Origin of the sequence: Tardiphaga sp. 215_C5_N2_1 (assembly GCF_052076055.1) — a bacterium.
GTDB classification, from domain to species: Bacteria; Pseudomonadota; Alphaproteobacteria; order Rhizobiales; family Xanthobacteraceae; genus Tardiphaga; species Tardiphaga robiniae.
Genome location: NZ_CP197240.1, coordinates 2,889,148 through 2,912,103 on the forward strand (window position 1 = coordinate 2,889,148; position 22,956 = coordinate 2,912,103).

General features: G+C 62.6%; 22 protein-coding genes. 10 read left to right on the forward strand and 12 right to left on the reverse strand.

Features of this window, described 5'->3' with window-relative positions:
• Positions 1-5: 5 nt before the first annotated feature.
• From AB7828_RS13800 to AB7828_RS13820, 5 genes are all read right to left on the reverse strand, one after another.
• The gene (locus tag AB7828_RS13800; protein WP_441230437.1) at positions 6-1,133 is read right to left on the reverse strand and encodes an acyl-CoA dehydrogenase family protein; all 1,128 of its coding nucleotides are present in this window, start codon (positions 1,131-1,133) and stop codon (positions 6-8) included.
• 32 nt (positions 1,134-1,165) lie between these two features.
• On the reverse strand, positions 1,166-3,040 hold the full coding sequence (locus AB7828_RS13805) for an AMP-binding protein (RefSeq protein ID WP_441230438.1): 1,875 nt from the start codon (positions 3,038-3,040) through the stop codon (positions 1,166-1,168).
• Positions 3,041-3,118: 78 nt separating this feature from the next.
• Positions 3,119-3,925: an enoyl-CoA hydratase/isomerase family protein gene (locus tag AB7828_RS13810; RefSeq protein WP_093756858.1), complete on the reverse strand. Its 807-nt coding sequence runs from the start codon at positions 3,923-3,925 to the stop codon at positions 3,119-3,121.
• Positions 3,926-4,128: 203 nt separating this feature from the next.
• Positions 4,129-4,887: an SDR family NAD(P)-dependent oxidoreductase gene (locus AB7828_RS13815; protein WP_089265474.1), complete on the reverse strand. Its 759-nt coding sequence runs from the start codon at positions 4,885-4,887 to the stop codon at positions 4,129-4,131.
• Between the two features lie 228 nt (positions 4,888-5,115).
• Entirely contained in the window at positions 5,116-5,781 is a 666-nt protein-coding gene (locus AB7828_RS13820; protein ID WP_120291832.1) for a TetR family transcriptional regulator, read from the reverse strand.
• Positions 5,782-5,921: 140 nt separating this feature from the next.
• Between AB7828_RS13820 and AB7828_RS13825 the strand changes: the two genes are divergently transcribed.
• From AB7828_RS13825 to AB7828_RS13835, 3 genes are all read left to right on the forward strand, one after another.
• Positions 5,922-7,094 (forward strand): acetyl-CoA C-acetyltransferase, encoded by a 1,173-nt coding sequence (locus tag AB7828_RS13825; RefSeq protein ID WP_441230439.1) that lies wholly within the window; start codon positions 5,922-5,924, stop codon positions 7,092-7,094.
• Between the two features lie 232 nt (positions 7,095-7,326).
• Complete coding sequence (locus AB7828_RS13830; protein ID WP_441230440.1) at positions 7,327-8,871, forward strand: acyl-CoA synthetase; 1,545 nt, start codon at positions 7,327-7,329, stop codon at positions 8,869-8,871.
• Positions 8,872-8,935: 64 nt separating this feature from the next.
• Positions 8,936-10,255 (forward strand): cobyrinate a,c-diamide synthase, encoded by a 1,320-nt coding sequence (locus AB7828_RS13835; protein WP_441230441.1) that lies wholly within the window; start codon positions 8,936-8,938, stop codon positions 10,253-10,255.
• A gap of 6 nt (positions 10,256-10,261) precedes the next feature.
• On the opposite strand, the gene AB7828_RS13840 is transcribed toward AB7828_RS13835, so the two are convergent.
• Positions 10,262-11,107, reverse strand: coding sequence for a DUF1194 domain-containing protein (locus AB7828_RS13840; protein ID WP_092145074.1), 846 nt, complete (start codon positions 11,105-11,107; stop codon positions 10,262-10,264).
• Positions 11,108-11,327: 220 nt separating this feature from the next.
• On the opposite strand from AB7828_RS13840, the gene AB7828_RS13845 reads away from it, so the two are divergent.
• The 3 genes from AB7828_RS13845 (at position 11,328) to AB7828_RS13855 (ending at position 13,847) form a co-directional block, all read left to right on the forward strand.
• Positions 11,328-12,644, forward strand: a complete 1,317-nt coding sequence (locus tag AB7828_RS13845) for a tetratricopeptide repeat protein (protein ID WP_441230442.1) — start codon at positions 11,328-11,330, stop codon at positions 12,642-12,644.
• 45 nt (positions 12,645-12,689) lie between these two features.
• On the forward strand, positions 12,690-13,001 hold the full coding sequence (gene clpS / locus AB7828_RS13850; protein WP_120291842.1) for an ATP-dependent Clp protease adapter ClpS: 312 nt from the start codon (positions 12,690-12,692) through the stop codon (positions 12,999-13,001).
• A 90-nt stretch (positions 13,002-13,091) separates the two neighbouring features.
• Positions 13,092-13,847, forward strand: coding sequence for a hypothetical protein (locus AB7828_RS13855; protein ID WP_439059549.1), 756 nt, complete (start codon positions 13,092-13,094; stop codon positions 13,845-13,847).
• 2 nt (positions 13,848-13,849) lie between these two features.
• Here the strand turns inward: AB7828_RS13855 and AB7828_RS13860 are convergent, their stop codons facing one another.
• The 4 genes from AB7828_RS13860 to fabI all read right to left on the reverse strand — a co-directional run bounded on the left by AB7828_RS13860 (position 13,850) and on the right by fabI (position 17,685).
• On the reverse strand, positions 13,850-15,040 hold the full coding sequence (locus AB7828_RS13860) for an adenylate/guanylate cyclase domain-containing protein (protein ID WP_175368409.1): 1,191 nt from the start codon (positions 15,038-15,040) through the stop codon (positions 13,850-13,852).
• A gap of 51 nt (positions 15,041-15,091) precedes the next feature.
• Positions 15,092-16,177 carry a chorismate synthase gene (gene aroC, locus AB7828_RS13865; protein ID WP_089265485.1) on the reverse strand — a complete coding sequence of 362 codons (1,086 nt, stop codon included), beginning with the start codon at positions 16,175-16,177 and terminating at the stop codon, positions 15,092-15,094.
• Positions 16,178-16,252: 75 nt separating this feature from the next.
• Positions 16,253-16,852, reverse strand: a complete 600-nt coding sequence (locus AB7828_RS13870) for a histidine phosphatase family protein (protein ID WP_175368254.1) — start codon at positions 16,850-16,852, stop codon at positions 16,253-16,255.
• An 11-nt stretch (positions 16,853-16,863) separates the two neighbouring features.
• The gene (gene fabI / locus AB7828_RS13875; RefSeq protein ID WP_175368253.1) at positions 16,864-17,685 is read right to left on the reverse strand and encodes an enoyl-ACP reductase FabI; all 822 of its coding nucleotides are present in this window, start codon (positions 17,683-17,685) and stop codon (positions 16,864-16,866) included.
• A gap of 226 nt (positions 17,686-17,911) precedes the next feature.
• Between fabI and AB7828_RS13880 the strand changes: the two genes are divergently transcribed.
• Together AB7828_RS13880 and AB7828_RS13885 are read left to right on the forward strand one after the other, a co-directional pair.
• Entirely contained in the window at positions 17,912-18,400 is a 489-nt protein-coding gene (locus tag AB7828_RS13880; protein ID WP_089265487.1) for an RNA polymerase sigma factor, read from the forward strand.
• 18 nt (positions 18,401-18,418) lie between these two features.
• The gene (locus AB7828_RS13885; protein WP_441230443.1) at positions 18,419-19,192 is read left to right on the forward strand and encodes an anti-sigma factor family protein; all 774 of its coding nucleotides are present in this window, start codon (positions 18,419-18,421) and stop codon (positions 19,190-19,192) included.
• A 25-nt stretch (positions 19,193-19,217) separates the two neighbouring features.
• Here the strand turns inward: AB7828_RS13885 and AB7828_RS13890 are convergent, their stop codons facing one another.
• Both AB7828_RS13890 and AB7828_RS13895 read right to left on the reverse strand, forming a co-directional pair.
• Positions 19,218-20,195 carry a DnaJ C-terminal domain-containing protein gene (locus tag AB7828_RS13890; RefSeq protein ID WP_441230444.1) on the reverse strand — a complete coding sequence of 326 codons (978 nt, stop codon included), beginning with the start codon at positions 20,193-20,195 and terminating at the stop codon, positions 19,218-19,220.
• Between the two features lie 140 nt (positions 20,196-20,335).
• The gene (locus AB7828_RS13895; RefSeq protein ID WP_231079671.1) at positions 20,336-20,749 is read right to left on the reverse strand and encodes an RT0821/Lpp0805 family surface protein; all 414 of its coding nucleotides are present in this window, start codon (positions 20,747-20,749) and stop codon (positions 20,336-20,338) included.
• A gap of 122 nt (positions 20,750-20,871) precedes the next feature.
• Here AB7828_RS13895 and pdxH point away from each other — a divergent pair, with 122 nt between their 5' ends.
• Both pdxH and AB7828_RS13905 read left to right on the forward strand, forming a co-directional pair.
• Positions 20,872-21,522 (forward strand): pyridoxamine 5'-phosphate oxidase, encoded by a 651-nt coding sequence (gene pdxH / locus AB7828_RS13900; protein WP_441230445.1) that lies wholly within the window; start codon positions 20,872-20,874, stop codon positions 21,520-21,522.
• 65 nt (positions 21,523-21,587) lie between these two features.
• Complete coding sequence (locus AB7828_RS13905) at positions 21,588-22,307, forward strand: SDR family NAD(P)-dependent oxidoreductase (RefSeq protein WP_068734949.1); 720 nt, start codon at positions 21,588-21,590, stop codon at positions 22,305-22,307.
• The last annotated feature ends 649 nt before the right edge of the window (positions 22,308-22,956 follow it).

Consider the following 22,956-nt stretch of genomic DNA (forward strand, 5'->3'; position numbering starts at 1 on the left):
GGTCCTTACGCCGCGTTCTTCTGGCGCATGCGCTCGATCAACTGGTCTTCCCAATAGGACATCGAGCCGAGCCCAACCGCCACCGCGTTGGAGCGGCGGTAGTAGAGGTGGCAGTCGAACTCCCAGGTGAAGCCCATGCCGCCATGAACCTGGATGTTGTTCTTCGAGCAGTGCTGGAATGCCTGCGTCGCGCTGATGCGTGCTGCAGCGGCGGCTTCCGGCAGTTCGGACGCGTTGGTCGAGAGCGCCCAGGCGCCGTAATAGCAATTCGAGCGCGCCAGCGTCGCCGAGACATACATGTCGGCGAGCATGTGCTTGACCGCTTGGAACGAACCGATCTGGCGACCGAAGGCGATACGATCCAGCGCGTAGTCGCGGCCCATTTCCAGCGCACGGTCGGAACCGCCGACCTGTTCGAAGCCGATCAGCACGGCGGCACGATCGAGCACCTGCGAGAGAATGCTCCAGCCTTCGTTGGCAACGCCGAGCGGCTCGGCCTTGACGTTCTTGAAGGTAATCTCGGCCTGATTGCGCGACGGATCGATGGAGGTCAGCGCCTTCACCTCGACGCCTTCGCTGGTGAGATCAACCAGAAACAGCGCGATATCGCTGTCGCGGCCGGTGGAGCCGGTGCGCGCGGCGACGATGGCGAAATCTGCGATGGCACCATCGGCCACCGGCTTCTTGGTGCCATTGAGCACGCCATTCGCGGCGGTGAGCTTGATCGCCTTTGGCGACGGATTGCCCGAGCCTTCGAACAGCGCCAGCGTGCCGATGGCATTGCCCTGTGCAATCGCCGGCAGCCACTTCTGCTTCTGCGCATCGGAGCCGGCGAGCAACAGCGCTTCAGCGGCGAGATAAACCGTAGACGAGAATGGCACCGGCGCCAGCGCGCGGCCCATTTCCTCGGCGATCACGCAGAGTTCGAGATGACCGGCACCCGAACCGCCAAACGCTTCCGGGATGGCGACGCCGAGGAAGCCCATGTCAGCCAGGCCCTTCCAGAGCTCACGATCATAGGGCGCCTTGCCGTCGATCACGGCGCGCACGGCTTTCGGCGGGCACTTCTCGGTGAGAAAACGCCGGGCCTCATCGCGGAGCTGCTTCTGGTCGTCGGAGAAATCGAAGTTCATGGCGGTGTACTCTGTTCTGATCGATGGAAAGTCTAGTTGAGGATGATGACGTCTTCGCCGGGGTGCTCGGCGTAAAGCTGGGCGACCAGTGCCGCGCGGCGTTCGAGGCCGGCGCGTTGGTTGATGTAGCCCTTGTCGGTGAGTTCGTTGCCGTCGATGGACGCCGGCTCGACCATGAACATCGCGCGCGCAATGCGCCTGCTGCTGGCGCCTTCGCACGACGCATTATGTGCCTGCAGCCCCTTCTTCAGACAGGCAAGAACCGCGGGATGTTTCACCACATCGGCAAATGTCGCCTCGGGCTCGCCGATCATGATGCGGCAGGCCGGCAGGTTGGGCCAGGCGAGCACGCCGATATAGGGGCGATCCTGTCCCGTGATCAGCGCGTCCTGCACCACCGGCGTCGCCGTAGCGATCACATCGGTGCGCAGTGAGCCGACATGCACGAAGGTGCCGGTCGTCAGCTTGAAGTCCTCCACCACGCGGCCGGAGAAGATCAGGCCCTGCACGGGGTCATTGTCGTCGACGAAAATGCCAGCGTCGCCGATCTTGTAGAAGCCTTCCTCGTCGAAGGCCGCTTTGGTGAGGTCCGGCTGGCGATAGTAGCCCGGCATCACGTTGACGCCGCGCAAGCGCAATTCGTATTTCGAATCCACCGGCACCATCTTGAGTTCGACGCCGGGGAACGGCAGGCCGATCAGGCCGACGCGCTCGGTGTCCCAATAGGTGCCGGTCGAGGTCGGCGAGGTCTCGGTGCAGCCCCAACCGGTATAGAACACGATGCGCTCGCCGGTGGCGCGCACGGCCAGCGCCTGCATACGATCATAGAGATCGTCAGGGAGACGCGCGCCGCCATAGGCCATCAGATTCAGGTTCTTGAAGAACGAGCGCGCCAGCGCATCGTCTTTCTCCATCGCGCTGGCGATGGCAGCATAGCCGGCGGGAACATTGGCGTAATAGGTCGGCGAGATTTCGCGCAGATTGCGCAATGTCTCGTCGATCATGCCCGGCATTGGACGGCCATCGTCGATATAGAGCGTGCCGCCATCGATCAGCAGCGGGTTGAACAAAGCGTTGCCGCCCATGGTGTGATTCCACGGCATCCAGTCGAGATAGACCGGCGGCTGCGCGTTCGGATCGCGCGGGCGCGTCTGCATCATCATCGCGGCATTCGCCGTCATCATCCGCTGCGTGTTGATGACCGCCTTGGGCATGCCGGTGGAGCCCGAGGTGAACAGCAGCTTGCCGACCGTATCGGGCATGATCTGGGCGAGCGATGCGTCGACCGTGGGCGTAACCATGGTCGCGACCATGTCGGCATAGGCGGTGCTGGCGATCCCCGTCGGCGGGCGCGCCACATGGATGATCTTGATGTCGGTGAGATCGAGCGCATCTAGCGCCTTCTGGAAGGTCGGCCCGTCCTGCACCATGACCGCGACAGGCTTGATCAGGTCGAACAGATATTTGAGCTTGGCGTGATCCTGGCTCATCAGCGAATAGGCCGGCGACACCGGCGCTGCCGGATGCCGCGCCTGCATCGCCGCCATGGTCATTAGTGCATGCTCGATGGAATTGCCCGAAAGGATCGCAACCGGTCCATCGGACGCGAGCTTCATGTCGAGTAGCGCCTGGGTCAGCGCATCGGCGGTCCGCTTCGCCTCGCCATAGCTGAGCCGACGCCATTGCCGGTCATCGCCGGCGCGCTGGGCCAGCCAGGTGTGATCGGGACGCTCCTTGGCCCACTTCGCCAGAGACGCCGGCAGATGCGTCTCATAGGGCATCAACGGTATCAGCGACTTCATGACGATGACGCCGTCCGGCCGGCGCTCGACATCGATGTCGCGCTCCATCCAGTGGATCTTGCGGAAGGCGGGCTTTGTCAGCACCGCGGCAGCCTGCGGGTTCATGTGGTTTCTCCCAAAACCGTTCTTATCGAACCATGGTCTCGTTTGTCGGACCCTGTGTTCGTTGCGTGAGATCACGCTTCAACGTGTGACGTAAACCGGCTTTCGTTTCTCGATGAATGCGCGAATGCCTTCCTCGAAATCTTCCGAGCGGCTGCACAGCACCTGATTGCGATCTTCCATGGCGATGACGGCCTCGATCGAGCCGGCATCGACGGACATGTTGATGCATTCCTTCGACAGCCGCAGCCCTACCGGCGACGCGGTCATCATCGCATCGACATAGGGCGCAGCGGCGGCTTCGAGTTGACCGTCGTCGACAACTTCCGACACCAACCCAACAGCCAGCGCGCGATCGGCATGGATGAAGCGGCCGGTGAGGATCAGTTCAGAGGCGACGGAGACACCGACGAGACGCGGCAGGAAATAGCTTGAGCCGATGTCGCAGCCGCCGAGGCCGAGCTTGATGAAGGCGCAGTTCATGCGCGCCGACTTGGCGGCGATGCGGATATCTGCGGCGAGCGCCAGCGCGAAACCGCCGCCGGCGGCAGCACCCTGCACCAGCGCGATGATCGGCTGCGGACAGCGGCGCATCAGCATCACGATATCCGCGATGCGGCGCTGGGAATCCAGCGACTCGGTGACGGTGCGCGGCGCATTCTGCCCGGAGCGCACGGCCATTGCGTGTTTGAGATCGAGCCCGGCGCAGAAATTGGCGCCGGCACCCTTGAGGACGACCACGCGTGTCTTGCGATTGCGCTGCAGGCTTTCGAAATAGTCGTTTAGTGCGTCGATCAGAGCAGGATCGAGCGCGTTGAGACTGTCCGGACGATTAAGCGTCACCCGGTCCACGCCATCGTCGTGTTCGATCAGCAGTGGATTAGACACACGCGCTCTCCCGTTTCACTCGTTGGCGCCTTGCCGACGCTCATTGCCGCGCCCTCTCCCCTTGCGGGAGAGGGCAGCGCAGGAGTTAGAAACAAACTCACGAGAGGGGTGCCACAACGAGCCCTCTCCCGCCTTCGCTTGCTCAGGCACCCTCTCCCGCGGCGCGCGGCTACGCCGCGCTGGGGGAGAGGGGAAGACAAGTACTACCGCGGCGCCATACGGATGGCGCCGTCGAGGCGAATGGTTTCGCCGTTCAGCATCGGGTTCTCGACGATGTGGACCGCGAGGTTGCCGTATTCAGAGGCGTCGCCGAGGCGGGCCGGATGCGGCACCTGCGCGCCCAGGCTAGCGCGGGCTTCCTCGTTGAGGCCCATCAGCAGCGGCGTCAGGAACAGGCCCGGCGCGATGGTATTGACGCGGATCTTGCTGGAGGCGAGATCGCGGGCAGCCGGCAGCGTGAGGCCGACAACGCCCCCCTTCGAGGCGGAGTAGGCGATCTGACCGATCTGGCCTTCATAGGCGGCGACGCTGGCGGTGTTGATGATGACGCCGCGTTCCTCGCCGATCGGTTCGGCGGTGGCAAGCTGCTCGGCGAACAGACGCAGGCAGTTGAAGGTGCCGATCAAGTTCACCATGATGACATTGGTGAACTTCTCGAGCGGATAAACGCCCTGCTTGCCGACGATGCGCTGCGAACCGCCGATACCGGCGCAGTTCATCAGCACGCGCGCGGTACCATGCGCAGCCGCTGCCTTGGCGAGCGCCGCCTTCACGTCATTCTCGCTGGTGACATCGCCGACGGTAGCAACGCCCTTCACTTCGGCAGCGACCTTCTCGGCATTGTCCTGCGCGCGGTCGAACACGGCGACCTTGGCGCCCTTGGCAGCCATCGCGCGCGCGGTTGCCGCGCCCAGTCCCGAGCCACCGCCGGTGATGAATACGGCTACGTCTTTCAACTGCATCGATAATGCCTTTCCTTGGGCGTTTCTGATCGTTTCTTGAATTCTTGAGTCGCGACGAAGAAGAAAAAGAAGAAGTGGTCCTTGGGCGTTTTCTTGGTTGTTGTTCTTGGAACTGGTCCTTGGGCGTTTCTTATTGTTGGTTCTTGAATTTAGTTCCTTGGGCGTTTCCCGACATTTTTGAATTTTCTTGGCAGTTTTCCTTGGGCCGTTTCTTCTGAGCTCGTGATGTCAGGCCTTGGCAGCCTTCTTGTTTGTGAGGATCCCGCCGAGCAGCATCGCTTCCATATGGGCGACGTAGTCGCGGCAGACTTCATCGGTCACCGGGCCGACGCCAATGGCGCGCGACATGGCATGACGGCTGAAGAACAGGTTGTCGCAGGCGCCGATCAAACTGGTGTAGAACAGCACCGGATCGACCTTGCGAAATTCGCCGGAGTCGAGCCCTTCTGCCAGCAGTCGGCGATGGAAGCCGAGCAGCGGCCCCACGAAGAACTTCGATACTTCATCGGCTGCCTCGTTGCTGCTCTCATGCAGCAAGTAGTGGATCAGCCGGTTCATGTAGGGAAACTGGTAATAGGCCTTGATGATGCCGGCGATGTGCAGCCGCAGTTTTGCGGTGGCCGAGATCGGCTGCGCCAGCAGATATTCCAGATTGGTCATCTCGGTGGCGGCGTCGCGCGCAAGCAGCGCCAGCAGCAGGCCGTCCTTGTTGCCGAAATGATATTTCACCAGCGCCGCATTGACCCCGGACTGCTGCGCAATCTCGCTCAGCGACACCTCGATGGAGTTGCTGGCAATCATCAGCTCGCTCGCCGCGAGCAACAGCTTGTCGGCCGTCGGATTACGGGCAGCGGCGGTTTTCACAGAGGTGCTGGGGTTCAAAGTCGGTGCCATTCGGAGCGCAGATAATACGAACAATCGGCCGCACTCAAGAGTTAATTGACCGATTGACTAAACTCTCCGCGGACACTTAAATCCCGCGCATTCAACGCCACGAAAAACGCCGCCAAACAAGGCAAAAAGGGAGATCACGCATGGCTGAGGCCTATATCGTCGCCGCTGCACGCACCGCTGGTGGCCGCAAAGGCGGGCGTCTAGCCGGCTGGCATCCGGCCGATCTCGCCGCCTCGGTCTTGAACGCATTGGTGGAGCGCACCGGCGCCGATCCCGCCTCGGTTGAAGATGTCATCATGGGCTGCGTTGGCCAGGGCGGTGAGCAGGCTGTGAACGTCGCGCGCAACGCGGTGCTGGCCTCCAAGCTGCCGGAAAGCGTGCCGGGCACCTCCATCGACCGCCAGTGCGGATCGTCCCAGCAGGCATTGCATTTCGCCGCCCAGGCCGTGATGGCTGGCTCCATGGACATCGTGATCGCCGCCGGCGTCGAGAGCATGACCCGCGTGCCAATGGGCTCGCCAAGCATTCTCGCGTCCAAGGCCGGCATGGGCCACTACAAGAGCCCCGGCATGGAAGCGCGCTATCCCAATATCCAGTTCAGCCAGTTCACCGGCGCCGAAATGGTCGCCGAGAAATACGGACTGTCGAAGGATGACCTCGACACATACGCCTTCGAGAGCCATCAGCGCGCCATCGCAGCAACCGAAGCCGGCCGCTTCAAGGACGAAATCATCCCGCTGCAGATCACCCGCGCCGATGGCACCACGGACACCCATCACATCGACGAGGGCATCCGCTTCGACGCCACGCTCGACGGCATCAGGGGCGTCAAGCTGATCGCCGAGAACGGCAAGCTCACCGCAGCATCCGCCAGCCAGATCTGCGATGGTGCGTCGGGCGTGATGGTTGTCAACGAGAAGGGCCTCAAGCAACTCGGCATCAAGCCGCTGGCGCGCATCCACCACATGACCATGATGGGTGGCGATCCCGTGATCATGCTGGAAGCGCCCCTGCCCGCCACCAAGCGCGCGCTCGAAAAGGCCGGAATGAAGATCGACGACATCGACCTGTTCGAAGTCAACGAAGCCTTCGCCTCGATTCCGACGGCCTGGCTGAAGGCCACCGGCGCCGACCCGAAGCGCCTCAACGTCAATGGCGGCGCCATCGCGCTCGGCCATCCGCTCGGCGGCTCCGGCACCAAGCTGATGACCACGCTGGTGCACGCGCTGCAGCAGTCCGGCAAGCGCTACGGGCTGCAGACCATGTGCGAAGGCGGCGGCATGGCCAATGTGACGATCGTCGAGCGATTGTAATTTTCTTCCCCTCTCCCCTAGCGCTGCGTAGCAGCGCGACGTGGGAGAGGGTGGATCGAACACGCGAAGCGGGTTCGAGACGGGAGAGGGCCCGCGACTGGCCATACCCCTCTCCCGCCTTCGCTTCGCTCAGGCACCCTCTCCCACAAGGGGAGAGGGGACGTAAGAAAACTAAACCACACCACGAGCGGAAAAATCCGCCGGTCTTCGAGGAAACACCAAGGAATTCTCCATGACGCATCCGTCGATTCACGCGAAGACCAATCCCGACAAGATTGCCTACCGCATGGCCGGCTCCGGCCAGGCGCTCAGCTATCGCGAACTCGACGAACGCTCGAACCGCGGCGCGCAGTTGTTCCGCTCGCTGGGCTTGAAGGCCGGCGATCACATCGCGCTCTTGATGGAGAATCGCCTCGACTTCATGGAGATCTGCTGGGCGGCCCAGCGCAGCGGGCTGTATTACACGGCGATCAGCCGCTACCTCACGCAGGACGAAATCGCCTATATCGTGAAAGACTGCGGCGCACGGGTCGTCATCACTTCCGAAAAATGCGCCGATGTGGTTGCGCCGCTGATTACCAGCGCCGCGGAGCCGATGTTCTATATCGTCGACGGTTCGCGCACCGGTTTCCGCGACTGGAATAGTGCCCTCGCCACTCAGCCCGCCACGCCGATTGCCGACGAGGTTGCCGGCTACGACATGCTGTATTCGTCGGGCACGACGGGCCGCCCCAAGGGCATCAAGCGCGCCTCGGAGAACAATCCGATCGACGTGCCGAATCCGTTCCTGAAGCTGCTCTGCGCGAACATGTGCGGCATGACATCGGACTCGATCTATCTGTCACCGGCGCCGCTGTATCACGCGGCTCCGTTACGTTTTAACATGATGGCGATCACGCTCGGCGGCACGTCGGTGATCATGGAGCATTTCGACGCCGAGGAATTCCTCAAGCTTGTCGAGAAGCACAAGATCACCCAGTCGCAGCTTGTGCCAACCATGTTTGTCCGCATGCTGAAGCTGCCTGATGAAGTCCGTTTGAAATACGACGTCTCTTCATTGAACGGCGCGATCCATGCCGCAGCCCCCTGCCCCGTCGACGTCAAGGCGCGCATGATCGACTGGTGGGGACCGATCCTGATCGAATATTACGCCGGCTCCGAAGGCAACGGCGTCACCGTGTCGAACTCGCAGCAGTGGCTGTCGCATCGCGGGACCGTCGGCAAGGCTGTGGTCGGCAGCGTCAAGATCGTCAATGAAGAAGACCAGGAAGCGCCGACCGGCGAAATCGGCACGGTGTATTTCGCCGATACGCCGCAGTTCAGCTATCACAACGATCCCGAGAAGACGAAGCGCGCCTATAACGCGCGCGGCTGGTCCACCCTCGGCGACGTCGGCTATCTCGATGACGAAGGCTTCCTATACCTCACCGACCGCAAGTCCTACATGATCATTTCCGGCGGTGTGAACATCTACCCGCAGGAGACCGAGGACATTCTCATCACCCATCCGGACATCGCCGATGTTGCGGTGTTCGGCGTGCCGAACGAGGAGATGGGCGAAGAGGTCAAGGCCGTGGTGCAGCCGCACGACATGAGCCGCGCCGGCAAGGCGCTGGAGGCCGAATTGATCTTGTACTGCCGCAAGCATCTGTCCCCGATCAAATGCCCCAAGAGCATCGACTTCGAGCCGGAATTGCCGCGTACGCCGACCGGCAAGCTGGTGAAGCGCCATTTGCGGGACAAGTACTGGCCGAAGAAGGAAAAGGCGTCGGCCTAGACCTCGCCCTTGCGGCATTGCAGTCGCCGCGGTAATCCGCCGTGATGTCGCAAGTTCATCCATCATGACCGCCGGCCTGCTGGTCTCCGCAGCGCGATCCGGCGCGGGCAAGACCACGGTCACGCTCGGCCTGCTCGCCGCACTGGCGCGGCGCGGCATGGTACTGCGCGCGGCCAAGGCCGGGCCCGATTATATCGACCCTGCCTTTCACGCGGTCGCCACCGGCGCTCCCTGCATCAATCTCGATAGCTGGACCATGCCGCCCTCGCTGCTGCAGGCGCTGATGGCTGGCACCATCGACGCCGCCGATCTGCTGGTGGTCGAAGGCGTCATGGGCCTGTTCGACGGCGTGCCCGGCGTCGCCGACCGAGACGGTAGCAGCGCCAGTATCGCCGCGCGCTTCAATCTACCGGTGCTGCTGGTGCTCGACGTGACCGCGCAATCGCAATCCGCCGCCGCTATGGTGCGCGGCTTTGCCAGTCATCGTCCTGACGTGCACGTCGCCGGCGTGATCCTGAACCGCGTCGGCAGCGATCGCCACCGCCGCCTTATCACGGACGCCATCGCGCCGCTCGGCATCCCCGTCGTCGGCGCCATTCCGCGGGATGCCGCACTGGCGCTGCCAGAGCGTCATCTCGGCCTCATCCAGGCTGGCGAACACGGCGACCTTGCCACGCGGATGGACGTACTCGCCGACATGGCGGAGAAGCACCTCGATCTCGATGCCATCATCGCGCTGGCCGCCCCCATCGAGCGGGAGCCCACGCTCAATGCCACGCCAGCATTGCCACCGCCTGGTCAGCGCATTGCGCTTGCCGTCGATGCCGCATTCACTTTCATCTATCCGCACCTGATCGATGGCTGGCGCAACGCAGGCGCGGAGATCCTGCGCTTCTCCCCGCTAGCCAATGAAGCTCCGCCGGATGATTGTGATGCATGCTGGCTGCCAGGCGGCTATCCCGAACTTCACGTGGCGACGCTTGCCTCGGCGCAAAAATTCCGCGACGGGCTGGTGCGCTTCGCACAGACACGTTCGGTCCATGGCGAGTGCGGCGGCTATATGGTGCTCGGTGAAGGCCTGGAGGACGCCGACGGCAACCGGCATGCGATGATGGGGCTGCTCAGCCACACGACGAGTTTCCACAAGCGGCGCTTGCATCTCGGCTATCGCGAGGCGCAATTGTTATCCGACAGCCCTATCGGACCAAAGGGATCGCTCATCCGTGGCCACGAATTCCACTACGCGTCACTGATTGATCCAGGCAGCGACGACCCGCTGGTCGATCTCCGCAACGCGCAGGCCGAACCCATGGCAGAACGCGGCGGACGGCGCGGCCATGTCACCGGCACGTTCTTCCACGCGATTGCGCGGGTCGATGGCTAACGGGAACTAACGGCCCCAGCGATCCTGCCAGATCTTCTCGCCGATCAGGCAGTTGACGCGGGGCTCCTTCGTCGTGTTGGCGACAGGAATCGCGCGCGGCTCGGGCATCAATCCTGCGACTTCCAACACCAGTTTGGTGCGGATCGCTTCCTTGAACTTATCGCGCTCCTTGATCGGCACCACGAAGGAACCCGCGCCGCCGATCACGCAGTCCTCGTAATAGAGGTCGAGATTTTCGATATCCATGGTCGAGTAGGACAGTTCCTTGGCCATGATCGGCAGGCCATTGATGACAATGCCTTTCGCGACTGCCTCGTCGCGCGCCACCGTCACCGGTCCTCCATTGTTGTTCGGCCCATCGCCCGAAATATCGATGACCCGGCGCAGACCGTGCAGCGCATTTTCATCGAACAGCGGCATGGCGTAGTAGATCGCTCCCGAGATCGACGTCCGCGACGCCCGGCGGATCGGCGTCTTCATGATTTCGGATGCCACCGCGTCGGCGGATTCAGGACCATCGATGACACGCCAGGGAATGATCAGCTTCTGGTCTGACGATGCCGCCCACTCGAAATAAGTGACCGCGATCTTGCCTGTCGGGCCGCTTTTGAGCGCGGTAAGAAATTCCTTGGAGACGATGGCCTGGGCATAGCCTTCGCGCTGGATCGCCAACTCGTCCATATCCATCGAATAGGAAACGTCGACCGCCAGCACCAGTTCGACATCGACTACGGGGTCCTGCTTGCTCTGGGCAAACTGCGCTTTCGGGCCCGTCGCCGCCATGCTCGCGACGTCGCCGCCGGCCATCGCTCCCGCGACGAGTACCGCTCCAATCGAGACACACCAGCGCATAGCGGCCCTCCCGTTGAGAATCGAATGGTGACATGCAAATGACGAGCCGCAAAGCAGGAACCTGCAGGCATGTTCACAATCCGGTCATGGCGGCTCTGCTGCTGCGGCAGAGTTAACGGGCGCCTGCCCCCGGATTTGAACGGTTTGCACGTTCGCGCGACAAAGCTAGCGCAGGATGTCGCCAACGCCACATCCACCATTGCCGACCGGAATGGCCGACATGAGTGCCGCCTTGAATGCGCCGATGAACGGTGGCCGCCAGCCCGCAGCGCGGCACCCAATCGTGTGGGCCGTACTGCTCGCTTGCATCGGCGCAGCGATCGCTTTGTTCGTTTCAGCACCTGCCGAACAGCGCAAGACAGGGGCCGCCGAACACGATGAACCTATTCAGCCGTTCGGCGCCAACGCAGCCAACGAATGCCGCCGTCTTTTGCGGAACGCCACCGAATACCTCCCCGAGCAACAAGAGAAGCTGCGTTACCGGATGCGCCAGGCCGCCTGCAGCGAAGCATTCGCTGCAGCTCCGGACGATGTCCGCAACAAGGTGGCCTTCGCTCAATCGCTGCCGCATGAACGGCGCGCCGAGGCGGTCGCACTGTTGCGCGAGGCCGCAGCCCGGAACGATAGCGAGGCAAATTACGCAATCTATGAGTCGCACAATTCATGGGACTATCATCTTGATCGCCCGCAACTGATTGCGCGCGACGAGGCACAGCACGCGCTGATCAAGGCAGCCGAACTGGACAACCCGTCAGCGGTAAACAGGCTCGCCATCCTCTATGGCCGTGGCGGCATCGTGAAGCGGGCCCCCTCGGCCGAACGATACTGGACCGAGCGCGCGCTTCGGTTGCCGCTGCCGGAGAACGTCACCCGTGCGGACCAGCAGATCAGGCTTGCCCGGCTTCTCGCGCGATCCCCGCAGCCGGACGAGCAGACCCTCGGCCGGGATTTACTCGCACGTCTCGCCCAAGGCGGCTCGTTTGGCGCCAAGGCGGCGCTGGCTGAAGCCACGCGTCCCAACGATCCCGTGCGCGCCCGCAAACTATTTGAAGAGGCTGCGCGCGATCATCTGGGAGGCGATACCGAGCTGGCGCAGATGCTGCTCGATGGCGAAGGCGGCCCGGCCGATCCGAAGCGCGCATTATCGATCTTGCAAAGCCAGCGCCATCAAGCGAGCGCGAGTGGCCTGCTCGGCGAGCTTTATCTCGATGGAAAGCTGGTGCCACGCGACGTGTCAAAGGGGATCGACTTGCTGATCACTGCCGGGGTTTGGGATTACGACTCCCGGCTAAAGGCCCTGCGGTTGCTGGCCGGCCATCCGCAGGTTCAGATCTCTTCGCTCAACATCGTTCTGTATGAGGCAATTCAGGCTGCGGAACTTGGCGAGCCTGACGCACTTACCGCATTGGTCGATCTCAAACTATCGCAGAACCCGCAGTTTCGCGACGTCCCCGGAGCCTGTAAACTGAAACCAATGGCCGTGCAGCGCGGCGATCAGGATGCCGTGCAACGCCTCAAGGATTGCCCGGCCGAGTGATCATCGTCGCGTCGCCGCCACAGAGCGCGATCCGGATGAGTGTGCATGCCCGAGAGTGTCACCGCCCCGCAGACCAAGACTAAGACCAAGCCGAAGGTCGAGCGGCCGAAATTGTACAAGGTTATCCTCGTCAATGATGACTTCACGCCGCGGGAGTTCGTCGTGCGGGTGCTGAAGGCGGAATTTCGCATGTCCGAGGATCAAGCCGCCAAGGTAATGATGACGGCGCATCAACGCGGCGTCTGCGTCGTCGCCGTGTTCACCCGTGACGTCGCCGAGACCAAGGCGACCCGCGCGACAGATGCCGGCCGCGCCAAGGGCTATCCGCTTCTGTTCACGACCGAGCCAGAAGAATAGGACGTGGCGCTTCTGCTTTGGCCCTCAAGACGATAAAAATTTAACGATCGGCTCAATCCGAGGTTGGGCGGCATGTGGCAAGCTCGCCAGATGTCGATTGCACTCCGCAAGCAATATGTATCCCGGCCGGAATTGTCGTTCGGGCCTTTGCGCTTCATCGAATGCCTGCCTTGGCTCGTGCTGGCAGCGGGAATGCGCGTGATCGCGTTCAGCGGTGGCGTTATCGCCTTGCCGGCCATCTTCGTCGCCACGGTTGCCGTTCTTCTCGCGTTTCTGGTGACCGCACGGCGGTCGATCGAGCTTGCCGACGGCGAGACCCATCTCGGAGCGATGACGTTCGAGGATGAATTCCGACTATCGCTGCGCATTCTGGTGCGTATCGGCGCGCTGATGCTTATAGCGAGCATGATCTCTGTATCGCTCGGGATCTCGCCGCTGGACCTGAACTTCATGGGCGGCATCGATGGCATGGCGTTCGATCAGCCGACGGCGGCCGGAAAGATCTGGAATGCCTCCATCGCCACGCTGATCTTGCTGATGATCGTCGGCGTCGAACGCCATGACAACAGGGTTCGTTTCTTCGCGGCTTGCCGTGAATTCGCCAGGCGAAGCGCGTGGCTCGGCGTGGGCCTTCTGGTCCTGACCGCCGCCTATTTCGGCCTCGGTTTTGTCCAGGGTCTCGTTCGCAACGCGATTGCGATCTACGGGCAGGCGCCGACGACGAACACCTTCATCCGAAACCTGATCTTCTTCGTCTTTATCTTCAGCTTCGCGATGCTGCGGCTTTGGGTGACCCTGATGATCCTGACCGCGGCCCTCAAGCAATCCCATCTGCGCGGCGACTGACCTCAGCCGGCGACCGCGGTTTCATCGCCCAATCCATAGACCTGCTCGGCCTTGGCGAAGCCAGCGATGGGAAATTCACCGAGATCGGCCCAGTCGGCGTCTGTCGCACCAGCAAAAGCGGTCGACGCGACCACTGTACGATGCAGCCTGCCCGCGATCTTCTCCAGACGTGCGGCGAGGTTCACCGCCGGGCCGATACAGGTGAAGTCGAGCCGGTTGCCGCCGCCGATATTGCCGTAAAGTACCTTGCCGACATGCAGTGCCAGACCGAAGCGAAAGCGCTCTTCGGCACCTGCCGCATCCGACCAGCGCAGCGCTTCAACGGCAGCGCTGGCTTCACGCGCAGCCTCCAGCGCATGACCGCAAACCATCGAACGATCCGTATCATCCTCAGCAATGGGAAACACGGCCAGCAGGCCATCGCCCATGAATTTGAGCACTTCGCCGCCATGCTTGAGGATCGCAGGCACCTGACAATCGAAGTAAAGGTTGAGAATCTCGACGACGCTTTCCGGCGGCAATCGATCCGACAGCGCCGTAAAGCCGCGCAGATCCGACAACCAGATCGCTGCGCGCATGGTCTCGGTGTGGCCCCGTCGGATCTGACCACCGAGAATACGTCCGCCAGCGCGATTGCCCACATAGGTATCGAGCAGTGTCACAGTCACTCGTCGTATGCCGATGACCTCGATCAACCGCGCCAATGTCGGCAGCACCGTTTTCAAGGCAGCAAGCTGCTCGTCCGTAAAACCGCCAGGCTGCTTCGTGGTCCAGCTTGATGCGTGGAGCATGTTGTCGACGAAGGTGAGCGGGATCGCGATGTAGTCGGTAACGCCTTCGGCGCGCATATCGTCGAAAAAAGGAAAGGGTGTGGTTGATGGCTCATGAAGTCGGCTGCGAACCTCGACACCTTCACGGAAGACCAGCGCAAGCGGACTGCTGAGGAATTCAGGCGCCTCCTGAATGTCGAAATCAACCGAGCTGAGGACCACCCCGGTCTCCGGACGCCAGATGAAATTTCGGCCGAAGATTTCCGGGTGCAGGGTGCGGATGAAGATGCCGACGCGGTATAGCGGCAGCCCCGCAGCGACAAGCCGTTCGCAACATTCCGCCATCATGCGCGATGGCGTCGGCGCGGATCGCGCACCGTCACTGAGCCAGTCGATGATCTCTCTGAGCTTGTCGGGCAACACGGCTGGCACTTTCAAACTCGCGCGAACGCGGGCTTCGGTCAGTCACTTACTCTAGCCGACCTGTCCGCGATGCCGAATGAAATGATCGGCGAGCACACAAGCGGCCATGGCTTCCGCCACCGGCACGGCGCGGATGCCGACGCAGGGATCATGACGACCCTTGGTCAGGATGTCCGTATCGGCGCCATTGCGATCGACGGTCTTGCGCGGCGACAGGATCGACGAAGTCGGCTTCACTGCAAAACGTGCCACGACCGGCTGGCCTGTGGAAATGCCGCCGAGGATGCCGCCAGCATGGTTTGAGAGAAATGACGGGCCGTGATTGGTCATGCGCATCTCGTCGGCATTGTCCTCGCCGGACAATTCCGCAGCACCGAAACCGTCGCCGATCTCGACACCCTTCACCGCATTGATGCTCATCAGCGCCGCTGCCAGATCGCCGTCGAGCTTGGCGTAAATGGGAGCCCCCAATCCCGCCGGCACGCCGTCGGCGACCACCTCGATCACCGCACCGATCGACGAGCCGGATTTCCGGATGCCGTCGAGATAGCTTTCGAAGAAGGCGGCCTTGTCCTTGTCCGGGCAGAAGAAGGGATTGCGGGCGACCTCGTCCCAATCCCAATTGCCGCGGTCGATCTTGTGCGGTCCCATCTGCACCAGCGCGGCACGCACCGTCATTCCGGGCACGATCTTGCGCGCGATCGCGCCGGCCGCAACACGCGTCGCCGTCTCGCGGGCAGACGAACGGCCACCGCCGCGATAATCGCGCAACCCGTATTTGGCTTCATAGGTGAAATCGGCATGACCAGGCCGAAACTTGTCCTTGATGTCCGAATAGTCCTTCGAGCGCTGGTCGGTGTTCTCGATCAGCAGCGCGATCGGCGTCCCCGTCGTGACCTGCACACCGGTTTCCGGATGCGCCATGACCCCGGACAGGATCTTGACCGCATCGGCCTCCTGGCGCTGCGTGGTGAAGCGCGACTGGCCGGGACGGCGGCGATCGAGATCGGCCTGGATCTCGGCAACATCCAGCGGAATCAGCGGCGGACAGCCATCGACCACGCAGCCAATCGCCACCCCGTGGCTCTCGCCAAAGGTCGTGACGCGGAACATGTGGCCGAAGGTGTTGTGGGACATGGGGCGCTCGCTGCTTGAGCAGATGTCGTAACGCGGGCCGTCCGAGGGGTCAAATCGCCCGGTCAGCCGCAATGCTTAACTAAACTTGTCCATCCCGTCGGCGTTGAACACGTAGACCGCGCCCTGCTGGATCGGCAGCTCACTGACCCCGTCCGGAGTCTCAAGGCCCAGCGCCACCATTAGCGCCCGCGCCGTACCGCCATGGGCAACGGCAACGGTATCGCCCGTCAGGCCGTCAACCCATTCGCGCATCCGGAGTTGCACCTCAGCATAGCTCTCGCCGCCCGGCGCCGGCAGGCTCCATTTGTCCAGAAGACGTGCCGCAAAGATGTCGGGATGCGCAGCTTCCTGCTCGGCCAACGTGAATCCTTCCCAGTGGCCGAAGCCGATCTCACGCAGACGATCGTCGAGGCCGTAGTCGTCATGCGGCAGATCCAGCTTGCCGCGCACCAATTCCATGGTGTTGCGCGCGCGGCCGAGCGGACTGGAGACGAATGCGACATCGCCGTTGGTGCGCCCGTCGCGCGCCAGCAGATCTTTAAGGACACCACCGGCATGCGCCGCCTGCTCACGACCGAGATCGTTGAGCGGAATGTCCTTCGAGCCCTGAAAGCGACCGGCGGCATTCCATTCGGTCTGACCGTGGCGAATATAATAGATCGTTGGTTTCGGCATGGACTAAGCGATCAGTCCTTGCCGCCCATCGAGATATCCGGCGCATCCGGCACCTTGGTGCCGAGCACGTGATAGCCAGCATCGACGTGATGCACTTCGCCGGTGACGCCAGAGGACAGGTCAGACAGGAAATACATCGAGCTCTGGCCGACTTCGTCGATCGAGACGTTCTTGCGCAGCGGCGCATTGACCTCGTTGTATTTCAGCAGATAGCGGGAGTCGGCAATCCCTGCGAAGGCCAGCGTCTTGATCGGGCCGGCGGAGATCGCATTGACGCGGATGCCCTTCTCGCCCAGGTCAGCCGCCAGATAGCGCACGCTGGCTTCGAGCGCGGCCTTGGCGACGCCCATCACGTTGTAGTTCGGCATCCACTTCTCGGCGCCGTAATAAGTCAGCGTGATGATCGAACCACCGTCGGTCATTAGTTTCTCGGCGCGCTGCGCAACCGCGGTCAGCGAATAGCAGGAGATGAGCATGCTCTTGCTGAAGTTCTCCGCCGTGGTGTCGACATAGCGGCCCTCGAGCTCGTTCTTGTCGGAAAACGCAATGGCATGGACGACGAAGTCGATCTTGCCCCACTTCACCTTGAGCTCGTCGAACACCGCATCGATGGTCGCGGCATCCGTGACGTCGCAATGACCAAGCACGAGCGCGCCCAGTTCCGCCGCCAGCGGCTCCACGCGCTTCTTCAGCGCATCGCCCTGATAGGTCAGCGCGATTTCGGCGCCCTGCGCCTGGCACGCCTTGGCAATGCCCCAGGCGATGGAACGGTTATTGGCCACGCCGAGAATGACGCCGCGCTTGCCCTTCATCAGGCCTGAAACTTCGCTCATATCACATCCTATTTGCTTGGCTGATAACTTGGCAGTCCATACCGATCTGCCCTTGGGGGTACACCAGCACTTGCGTCCGGTACAGCCCAAAAGCCTGGTTATGTGGCTGTTTACCGTCCGGGGCTTAACGCCGGAATAGACGGTCCGCCAAGGTGTTATGATAGATGCGGCGCAATTGCGGACCGCCCAAGATACCGTCAGGATTGCAACGGATGGCACGAGCCCCATGAGCGCCTTTCGCGAAAGCGTTGAGAGCATGATTCCGGCGCTGCGCCGCTATGCGCGAGCGCTGGCGCGTGACACCGACATTGCCGACGACCTGGTGCAGGACACGCTGGTGCGCGCGCTGCGCTCGGAAAAACTGTTCATCGGCGGTGACCTCAGAAGCTGGCTCTATACGATCCTGACCAACCTGAACCGCAACCGCCGCCGCTCGCTGGCGCGCAAGCCGGTCTTCACCGAACTGTTCGACAACAATCCGGATGCCAGCGGCACCGAAGCCGAAGGGCGCGACATCTCGCGCGCCCTTGCCGCCCTCGTCGAAGAGCAGCGCTCGGTGCTGCTGCTCGTGATGCTCGAGGGCCTGAGCTACCGCGAAGTCGCCGACATCCAGGGCGTGCCGATCGGCACCGTGATGTCGCGCCTCGCCCGCGCCCGCGCCCATGTCAAAGCCTATCTCGACGGCGAGCGCCCGGCGCTGCGCGCGGTCAAATGATTTAAAGGGAAGATGATAATGACCGGACCGAACATTCCCGTGACCGAAGACGAATTGCACGCCTTCGTCGACAATGAATTGCCGGCTGAGCGCCGCGCCGATGTCGAGGCATGGCTTACGACACATCCCGACGATGCCGAGCGCGTCGCATCATGGCGCGCGATGGCCGAGTTGCTGCATGCCCGTTACGATTCGATCGCCGACGAGGCAGTGCCAAAGCAGCTGGAAATCGAGCGACTGGTTCAGCAGCCGCGGCGCTGGGTCTACGGCGCAGTCGCCGCAACGCTGGTCGCCTTCGTTGCAGGTGGCAGCGCGGGCTGGGTCGCACGCGGCGCAGCGACCACGCCGTCGATATTCCGGAGTTTCACGGTGGACGCGCTCGGTGCACACCGGACCTATGTGGTCGAAGTCCGTCATCCGGTCGAAGTCGCAGCCAATGAACGTGCACACCTGCAGCAGTGGCTGTCGAAGCGCGTCGGCTACGAGATCAAGGCGCCCGAACTCGATGCAGCCGGATTGAAGCTGGTCGGCGGACGCTTGCTGCCCGGCCCCGAAGCGCCTGCGGCCTTCTTCATGTATGAGAGCCCGTCGGGCGAGCGCTACACGCTCTACACTTCGCGTGCGGCGAAAGCCGACGCCACCCAGATGCGCTACGCTGCGCAGGACAAGGATGGGGCCATGTTCTGGGCCGACAAGGGCGTCGGCTATGTCGTGTCAGGCCCGACCGACAAGGACCGGCTCAACCACGTCGCGCGCCAGATCTACGATCAGACGGAGAAGACGGGGGGGTGAGACGGCGAGCTGATCGCTGCTCACCTCACCCCAGATCGCTACGGGGATGATACGGGTGCCCGTCGCGCCACTTCTCCATCAGGGCTTCCAGCTCGGCATCGTTGCCGTCCGGCAGCATGATCCTGGTGGTGAAGTAGAGATCGCCCGCGGCGCCGCCGGCCAGCGGCAGGCCCTTGCCCTTCAGGCGAAACACCCGTCCGCTCGAAGTGTTCTTCGGAATTGAAAGCTCCACGGCGCCGGTGAGTGTCGGCGCGCGCACCTTGGCCCCCAGCACGGCTTCGTACAGCGTGATCGGCAGATCGACGCGCAGGTCGTTGCCATCCACCTTGAAGAAGGAATGGGGAGCGATAGTGACGGTGATCATCAGATCGCCGGGACGATGTCCTGGCGCGCTTTCGCCCTGCCCGCGGAGCCGGATCTGCTGGCCCGACGTGACGCCGGCCGGTATCTTGACGTTCAATTCCTTGCCGGATGGCAGACGTACGCGCTTCTCGGCGCCCTTCACAGATTCTTCCAGCGTCACCGTCATGGCGACGTTCAAATCCAGATCGGGCATCCCGCCGGCATAGCCGCCGGTATCGAACTCAAAGCCCTGCGCACCGGGACGCGCACCGCGCGGGCTGGCGCCACCGAACATGCTGTTGAGGATGTCCTCGAAACCGCCGCCGGCAGCACCGCCGGGAAAACCCTGCTGCGCACCGGGACCGCCGCGGAAAGCATGCTCGAAGCCGCGCTGCGACGCGCCGGCGCGGCCGCCGCCAGGGAAGCCCTGGAAGCGCGCTTTACCCTCGGCATCGATCTCGCCGCGGTCGAACTGCTTGCGCTTGTCCTCGTCGCCGATGATCTCGTTGGCCGCATTCAATTCCGAAAACCGGTCGGCGGCTTTCGGATCGTCCTTGTTGCTGTCGGGATGATGCTTCTTGGCGAGCTTGCGATAGGCACTCTTGATCGCCGCAGCGCTGGCGCCCCGCTGCACCCCCAAGACCTCATAGGGGTCGCGCATCCGTCGTCTCTCCTTCAGGTAACTAAAAGGCGGGCAATCGGCCCGCATGTTGGGTTTGCGGGCCAGGGCCCGCCTGCTTCTTCATCTGGTGACTTCGTGTCATTTTTGCAACTCGGCCGCAAGCGGCCCGTCGGTGAAAACTAGCTCCGTTTCCACGGCTTCAGCGTATGCACGTCCCAGCTGCCGCGCTCACCCTTACAGGCCGCACCTTGCATCCAGCTTTCGCTGGTGCCGTTGACGTAGCTGGCCAGAAAATCCCTGCAGGTGCGACCTTCCGCGACATAGGCACTGGACAGAGGCGTCACCGATCCGCGCGCGCCGGTCGACGGGTTTTCCCACGGCTGGCTGGAATCCTTGCTGCCCTTGGTGAGGACATCGGAGGCCGCAGTGCGCGTCAGGACCAGATCGGCTTCGGTGGGCTCGTAATTGGCGGCCTGGACGGATGCCGGCGAAATCGAACCGGTGACATCGCCGCCCTCCATCCTGGCCAGCGCGGACTCGTTTCGGCCCATACTGCAACCACCAAGCGTGCTGCCGATAAGAATTGCTGTCAAAGCCGCACCGAGCGGGCAGATGGCCGATAGGCCAATGCGCAGCCGTGCCCTATATAGGTCTTGCCTATGCAGGGGCAGTAGCAAGCTCTCGACAGCAGGCCAACGCAAGCGGAACTCCGGACATGACCGATACGACCTCCCCCATCAAAGACTCAACTCCGTTAACGTCAGGTGATTTTACGGCCGCTGCGGAACCATTTGCGCTGTTTTCCGAGTGGTTTACCGAGGCAAAGGCGTCCGAGCCCAACGATCCGAACGCGATGGCACTGGCGACCGTCGATGCCGACGGCCTGCCGGACGTGCGCATGGTGCTGATGAAGGGCTATGACACCAACGGCTTCGTGTTCTACAGCCATATCGCCAGCCAGAAGGGCCAGGAGCTCGCCGCCAATCCCAAGGCCGCCTTGCTGTTTCACTGGAAGTCGCTGCGCCGGCAGGTCCGCATTCGCGGTCCCGTCACCCGCGTGACCGATGCCGAGGCCGACGAGTATTTTGCGACCCGCCCCAAACAGGCGCAGATCGGCGCCTGGGCGAGCAAACAGTCACAGCCGCTGGAAAGCCGCTTTGCGTTCGAACAGGCCATCGCCAAGGAAGGCGCCAAGCACCTGATCGGCGCCGTTCCGCGTCCGCCAGGCTGGAGCGGATGGCGCATCACGCCACAGCGTTTCGAGTTCTGGCACGACCGCCCGTTCCGCCTGCATGATCGCATCGAATTCCGCCGCGACACCGCGGCACCAGATACGTCCTGGTCCAAGGTGAGACTGTATCCGTGAGCCCTGACAACGAAACGAGAGCCAGACACGTGAACCACCCAGGATCGAACGCGCCCAAGCGCACCATGCTGCTCACCGGCGCAAGCCGCGGCATCGGTCATGCCACCGTGATGCGCTTTTCAAGCGCCGGCTGGCGAGTGCTGACCTGTTCGCGGCATCCGTTTCCGGAAGTCTGCCCATGGGATGCAGGCCCCGAAGATCACATCCAGGTCGACCTCTCCGACCATGACGACACCGTCCGCGCCATCGACGACATCAAGGAACGGCTGAACGGCGGCGCGCTGCATGCGCTGGTGAACAATGCCGCCATCTCGCCGAAGGCCGAAGGCGGCGCGCGCATGGGCTCGATCGATACCGACGTCGCGACCTGGAGCCACGTCTTCAACGTCAACTTCTTCGCGCCGATCATGATGGCCCGTGGGCTGATCGAACAGTTGAAGGCAGCCAAAGGCTCGGTGGTGAACGTCACCTCGATCGCCGGCTCGCGCGTGCATCCGTTTGCCGGTGCGGCCTATGCCACATCGAAAGCGGCGCTGGCGTCGCTGACCCGCGAAATGGCGTCGGATTTCGGCCGCCTCGGCATCCGCGTCAACGCCATCGCGCCGGGCGAGATCGACACCTCGATCCTGTCGCCGGGCACGCAGACTATCGTCGATCAGCAGATCCCGCTGCATCGGCTCGGCACGCCCGACGAAGTCGCCAAGATCATCTATGTGCTGTGCACGGAAACGAGTTCATACGTGAATGGCGCCGAGATCCACATCAATGGCGGCCAGCACGTCTGATCAGTGGTAACAGGTGGGGAATAGTCATGCTGAGGACCGCGCCATTCTGGCGCTCCCCAAGACACGCGGGACCTTCTAGTCCGCGTAAAACTTCCGCGGCATCGGCGCAGCCGCGCTGATCCCCGCGCTGGAACAATCGTCTTCGGATTCGCCGTCCATCAACCCTGCGCCGCAATGCCGGCAGGTTCGCGCAGACATCGCCTGCGCCCGACCGTTGGCCATGCGCGCCTGTTGATAGGACCTGAGATCGACGACGTTCCGTCCCGATGTTTCTGTTTTGTCAACCATTGCTGTCCTCATCGCTTCTGACAGCGTTATGACAGCAACCATTAGCGCAACCGTTCAGCGGAACGCTCGAATTTTACCGGATAAATTGTGGCGGGAATCGCGCGAAGCCTATGATCATTGGGCTTTTCGAACACGCATCATGAATGCGTTTTGATAGTTGGAAAAAGATTCAGACACCCGCGCCTTTATGATCCCGCGAGCGCATGCTCGGGGTTGTCTAAGCGGTGTCCCCTCCTGAAACATGAGGGGTGGCAGCGCGCCTGACGACGCGAAATGGTGGTAATTTTCGCGATCCGCTCCGCCGGAACGCCGGCAAGCTGCAACCGCGCAACGCCATCCGGCGCGCCACCGCGGCGATTTC

What these genes read in the sequence shown, in the direction of transcription:
- AB7828_RS13855 (WP_439059549.1), top strand. Translation starts at nt 13,092, where the DNA reads ATGTCGATTGCACTCCGCAAGCAATATGTATCCCGGCCGGAATTGTCG.
- clpS (WP_120291842.1), top strand. Translation starts at nt 12,690, where the DNA reads ATGCCCGAGAGTGTCACCGCCCCGCAGACCAAGACTAAGACCAAGCCG.
- AB7828_RS13820 (WP_120291832.1), bottom strand. Translation starts at nt 5,781, where the DNA reads ATGGCACCGACTTTGAACCCCAGCACCTCTGTGAAAACCGCCGCTGCC.
- AB7828_RS13805 (WP_441230438.1), bottom strand. Translation starts at nt 3,040, where the DNA reads ATGAACCCGCAGGCTGCCGCGGTGCTGACAAAGCCCGCCTTCCGCAAG.
- AB7828_RS13825 (WP_441230439.1), top strand. Translation starts at nt 5,922, where the DNA reads ATGGCTGAGGCCTATATCGTCGCCGCTGCACGCACCGCTGGTGGCCGC.
- pdxH (WP_441230445.1), top strand. Translation starts at nt 20,872, where the DNA reads ATGACCGATACGACCTCCCCCATCAAAGACTCAACTCCGTTAACGTCA.
- AB7828_RS13830 (WP_441230440.1), top strand. Translation starts at nt 7,327, where the DNA reads ATGACGCATCCGTCGATTCACGCGAAGACCAATCCCGACAAGATTGCC.
- AB7828_RS13880 (WP_089265487.1), top strand. Translation starts at nt 17,912, where the DNA reads ATGAGCGCCTTTCGCGAAAGCGTTGAGAGCATGATTCCGGCGCTGCGC.
- AB7828_RS13845 (WP_441230442.1), top strand. Translation starts at nt 11,328, where the DNA reads ATGAGTGCCGCCTTGAATGCGCCGATGAACGGTGGCCGCCAGCCCGCA.
- AB7828_RS13840 (WP_092145074.1), bottom strand. Translation starts at nt 11,107, where the DNA reads ATGCGCTGGTGTGTCTCGATTGGAGCGGTACTCGTCGCGGGAGCGATG.
- AB7828_RS13800 (WP_441230437.1), bottom strand. Translation starts at nt 1,133, where the DNA reads ATGAACTTCGATTTCTCCGACGACCAGAAGCAGCTCCGCGATGAGGCC.
- AB7828_RS13835 (WP_441230441.1), top strand. Translation starts at nt 8,936, where the DNA reads ATGACCGCCGGCCTGCTGGTCTCCGCAGCGCGATCCGGCGCGGGCAAG.
- AB7828_RS13885 (WP_441230443.1), top strand. Translation starts at nt 18,419, where the DNA reads ATGACCGGACCGAACATTCCCGTGACCGAAGACGAATTGCACGCCTTC.
- fabI (WP_175368253.1), bottom strand. Translation starts at nt 17,685, where the DNA reads ATGAGCGAAGTTTCAGGCCTGATGAAGGGCAAGCGCGGCGTCATTCTC.
- AB7828_RS13890 (WP_441230444.1), bottom strand. Translation starts at nt 20,195, where the DNA reads ATGCGCGACCCCTATGAGGTCTTGGGGGTGCAGCGGGGCGCCAGCGCT.
- AB7828_RS13905 (WP_068734949.1), top strand. Translation starts at nt 21,588, where the DNA reads ATGCTGCTCACCGGCGCAAGCCGCGGCATCGGTCATGCCACCGTGATG.
- aroC (WP_089265485.1), bottom strand. Translation starts at nt 16,177, where the DNA reads ATGTCCCACAACACCTTCGGCCACATGTTCCGCGTCACGACCTTTGGC.
- AB7828_RS13815 (WP_089265474.1), bottom strand. Translation starts at nt 4,887, where the DNA reads ATGCAGTTGAAAGACGTAGCCGTATTCATCACCGGCGGTGGCTCGGGA.
- AB7828_RS13870 (WP_175368254.1), bottom strand. Translation starts at nt 16,852, where the DNA reads ATGCCGAAACCAACGATCTATTATATTCGCCACGGTCAGACCGAATGG.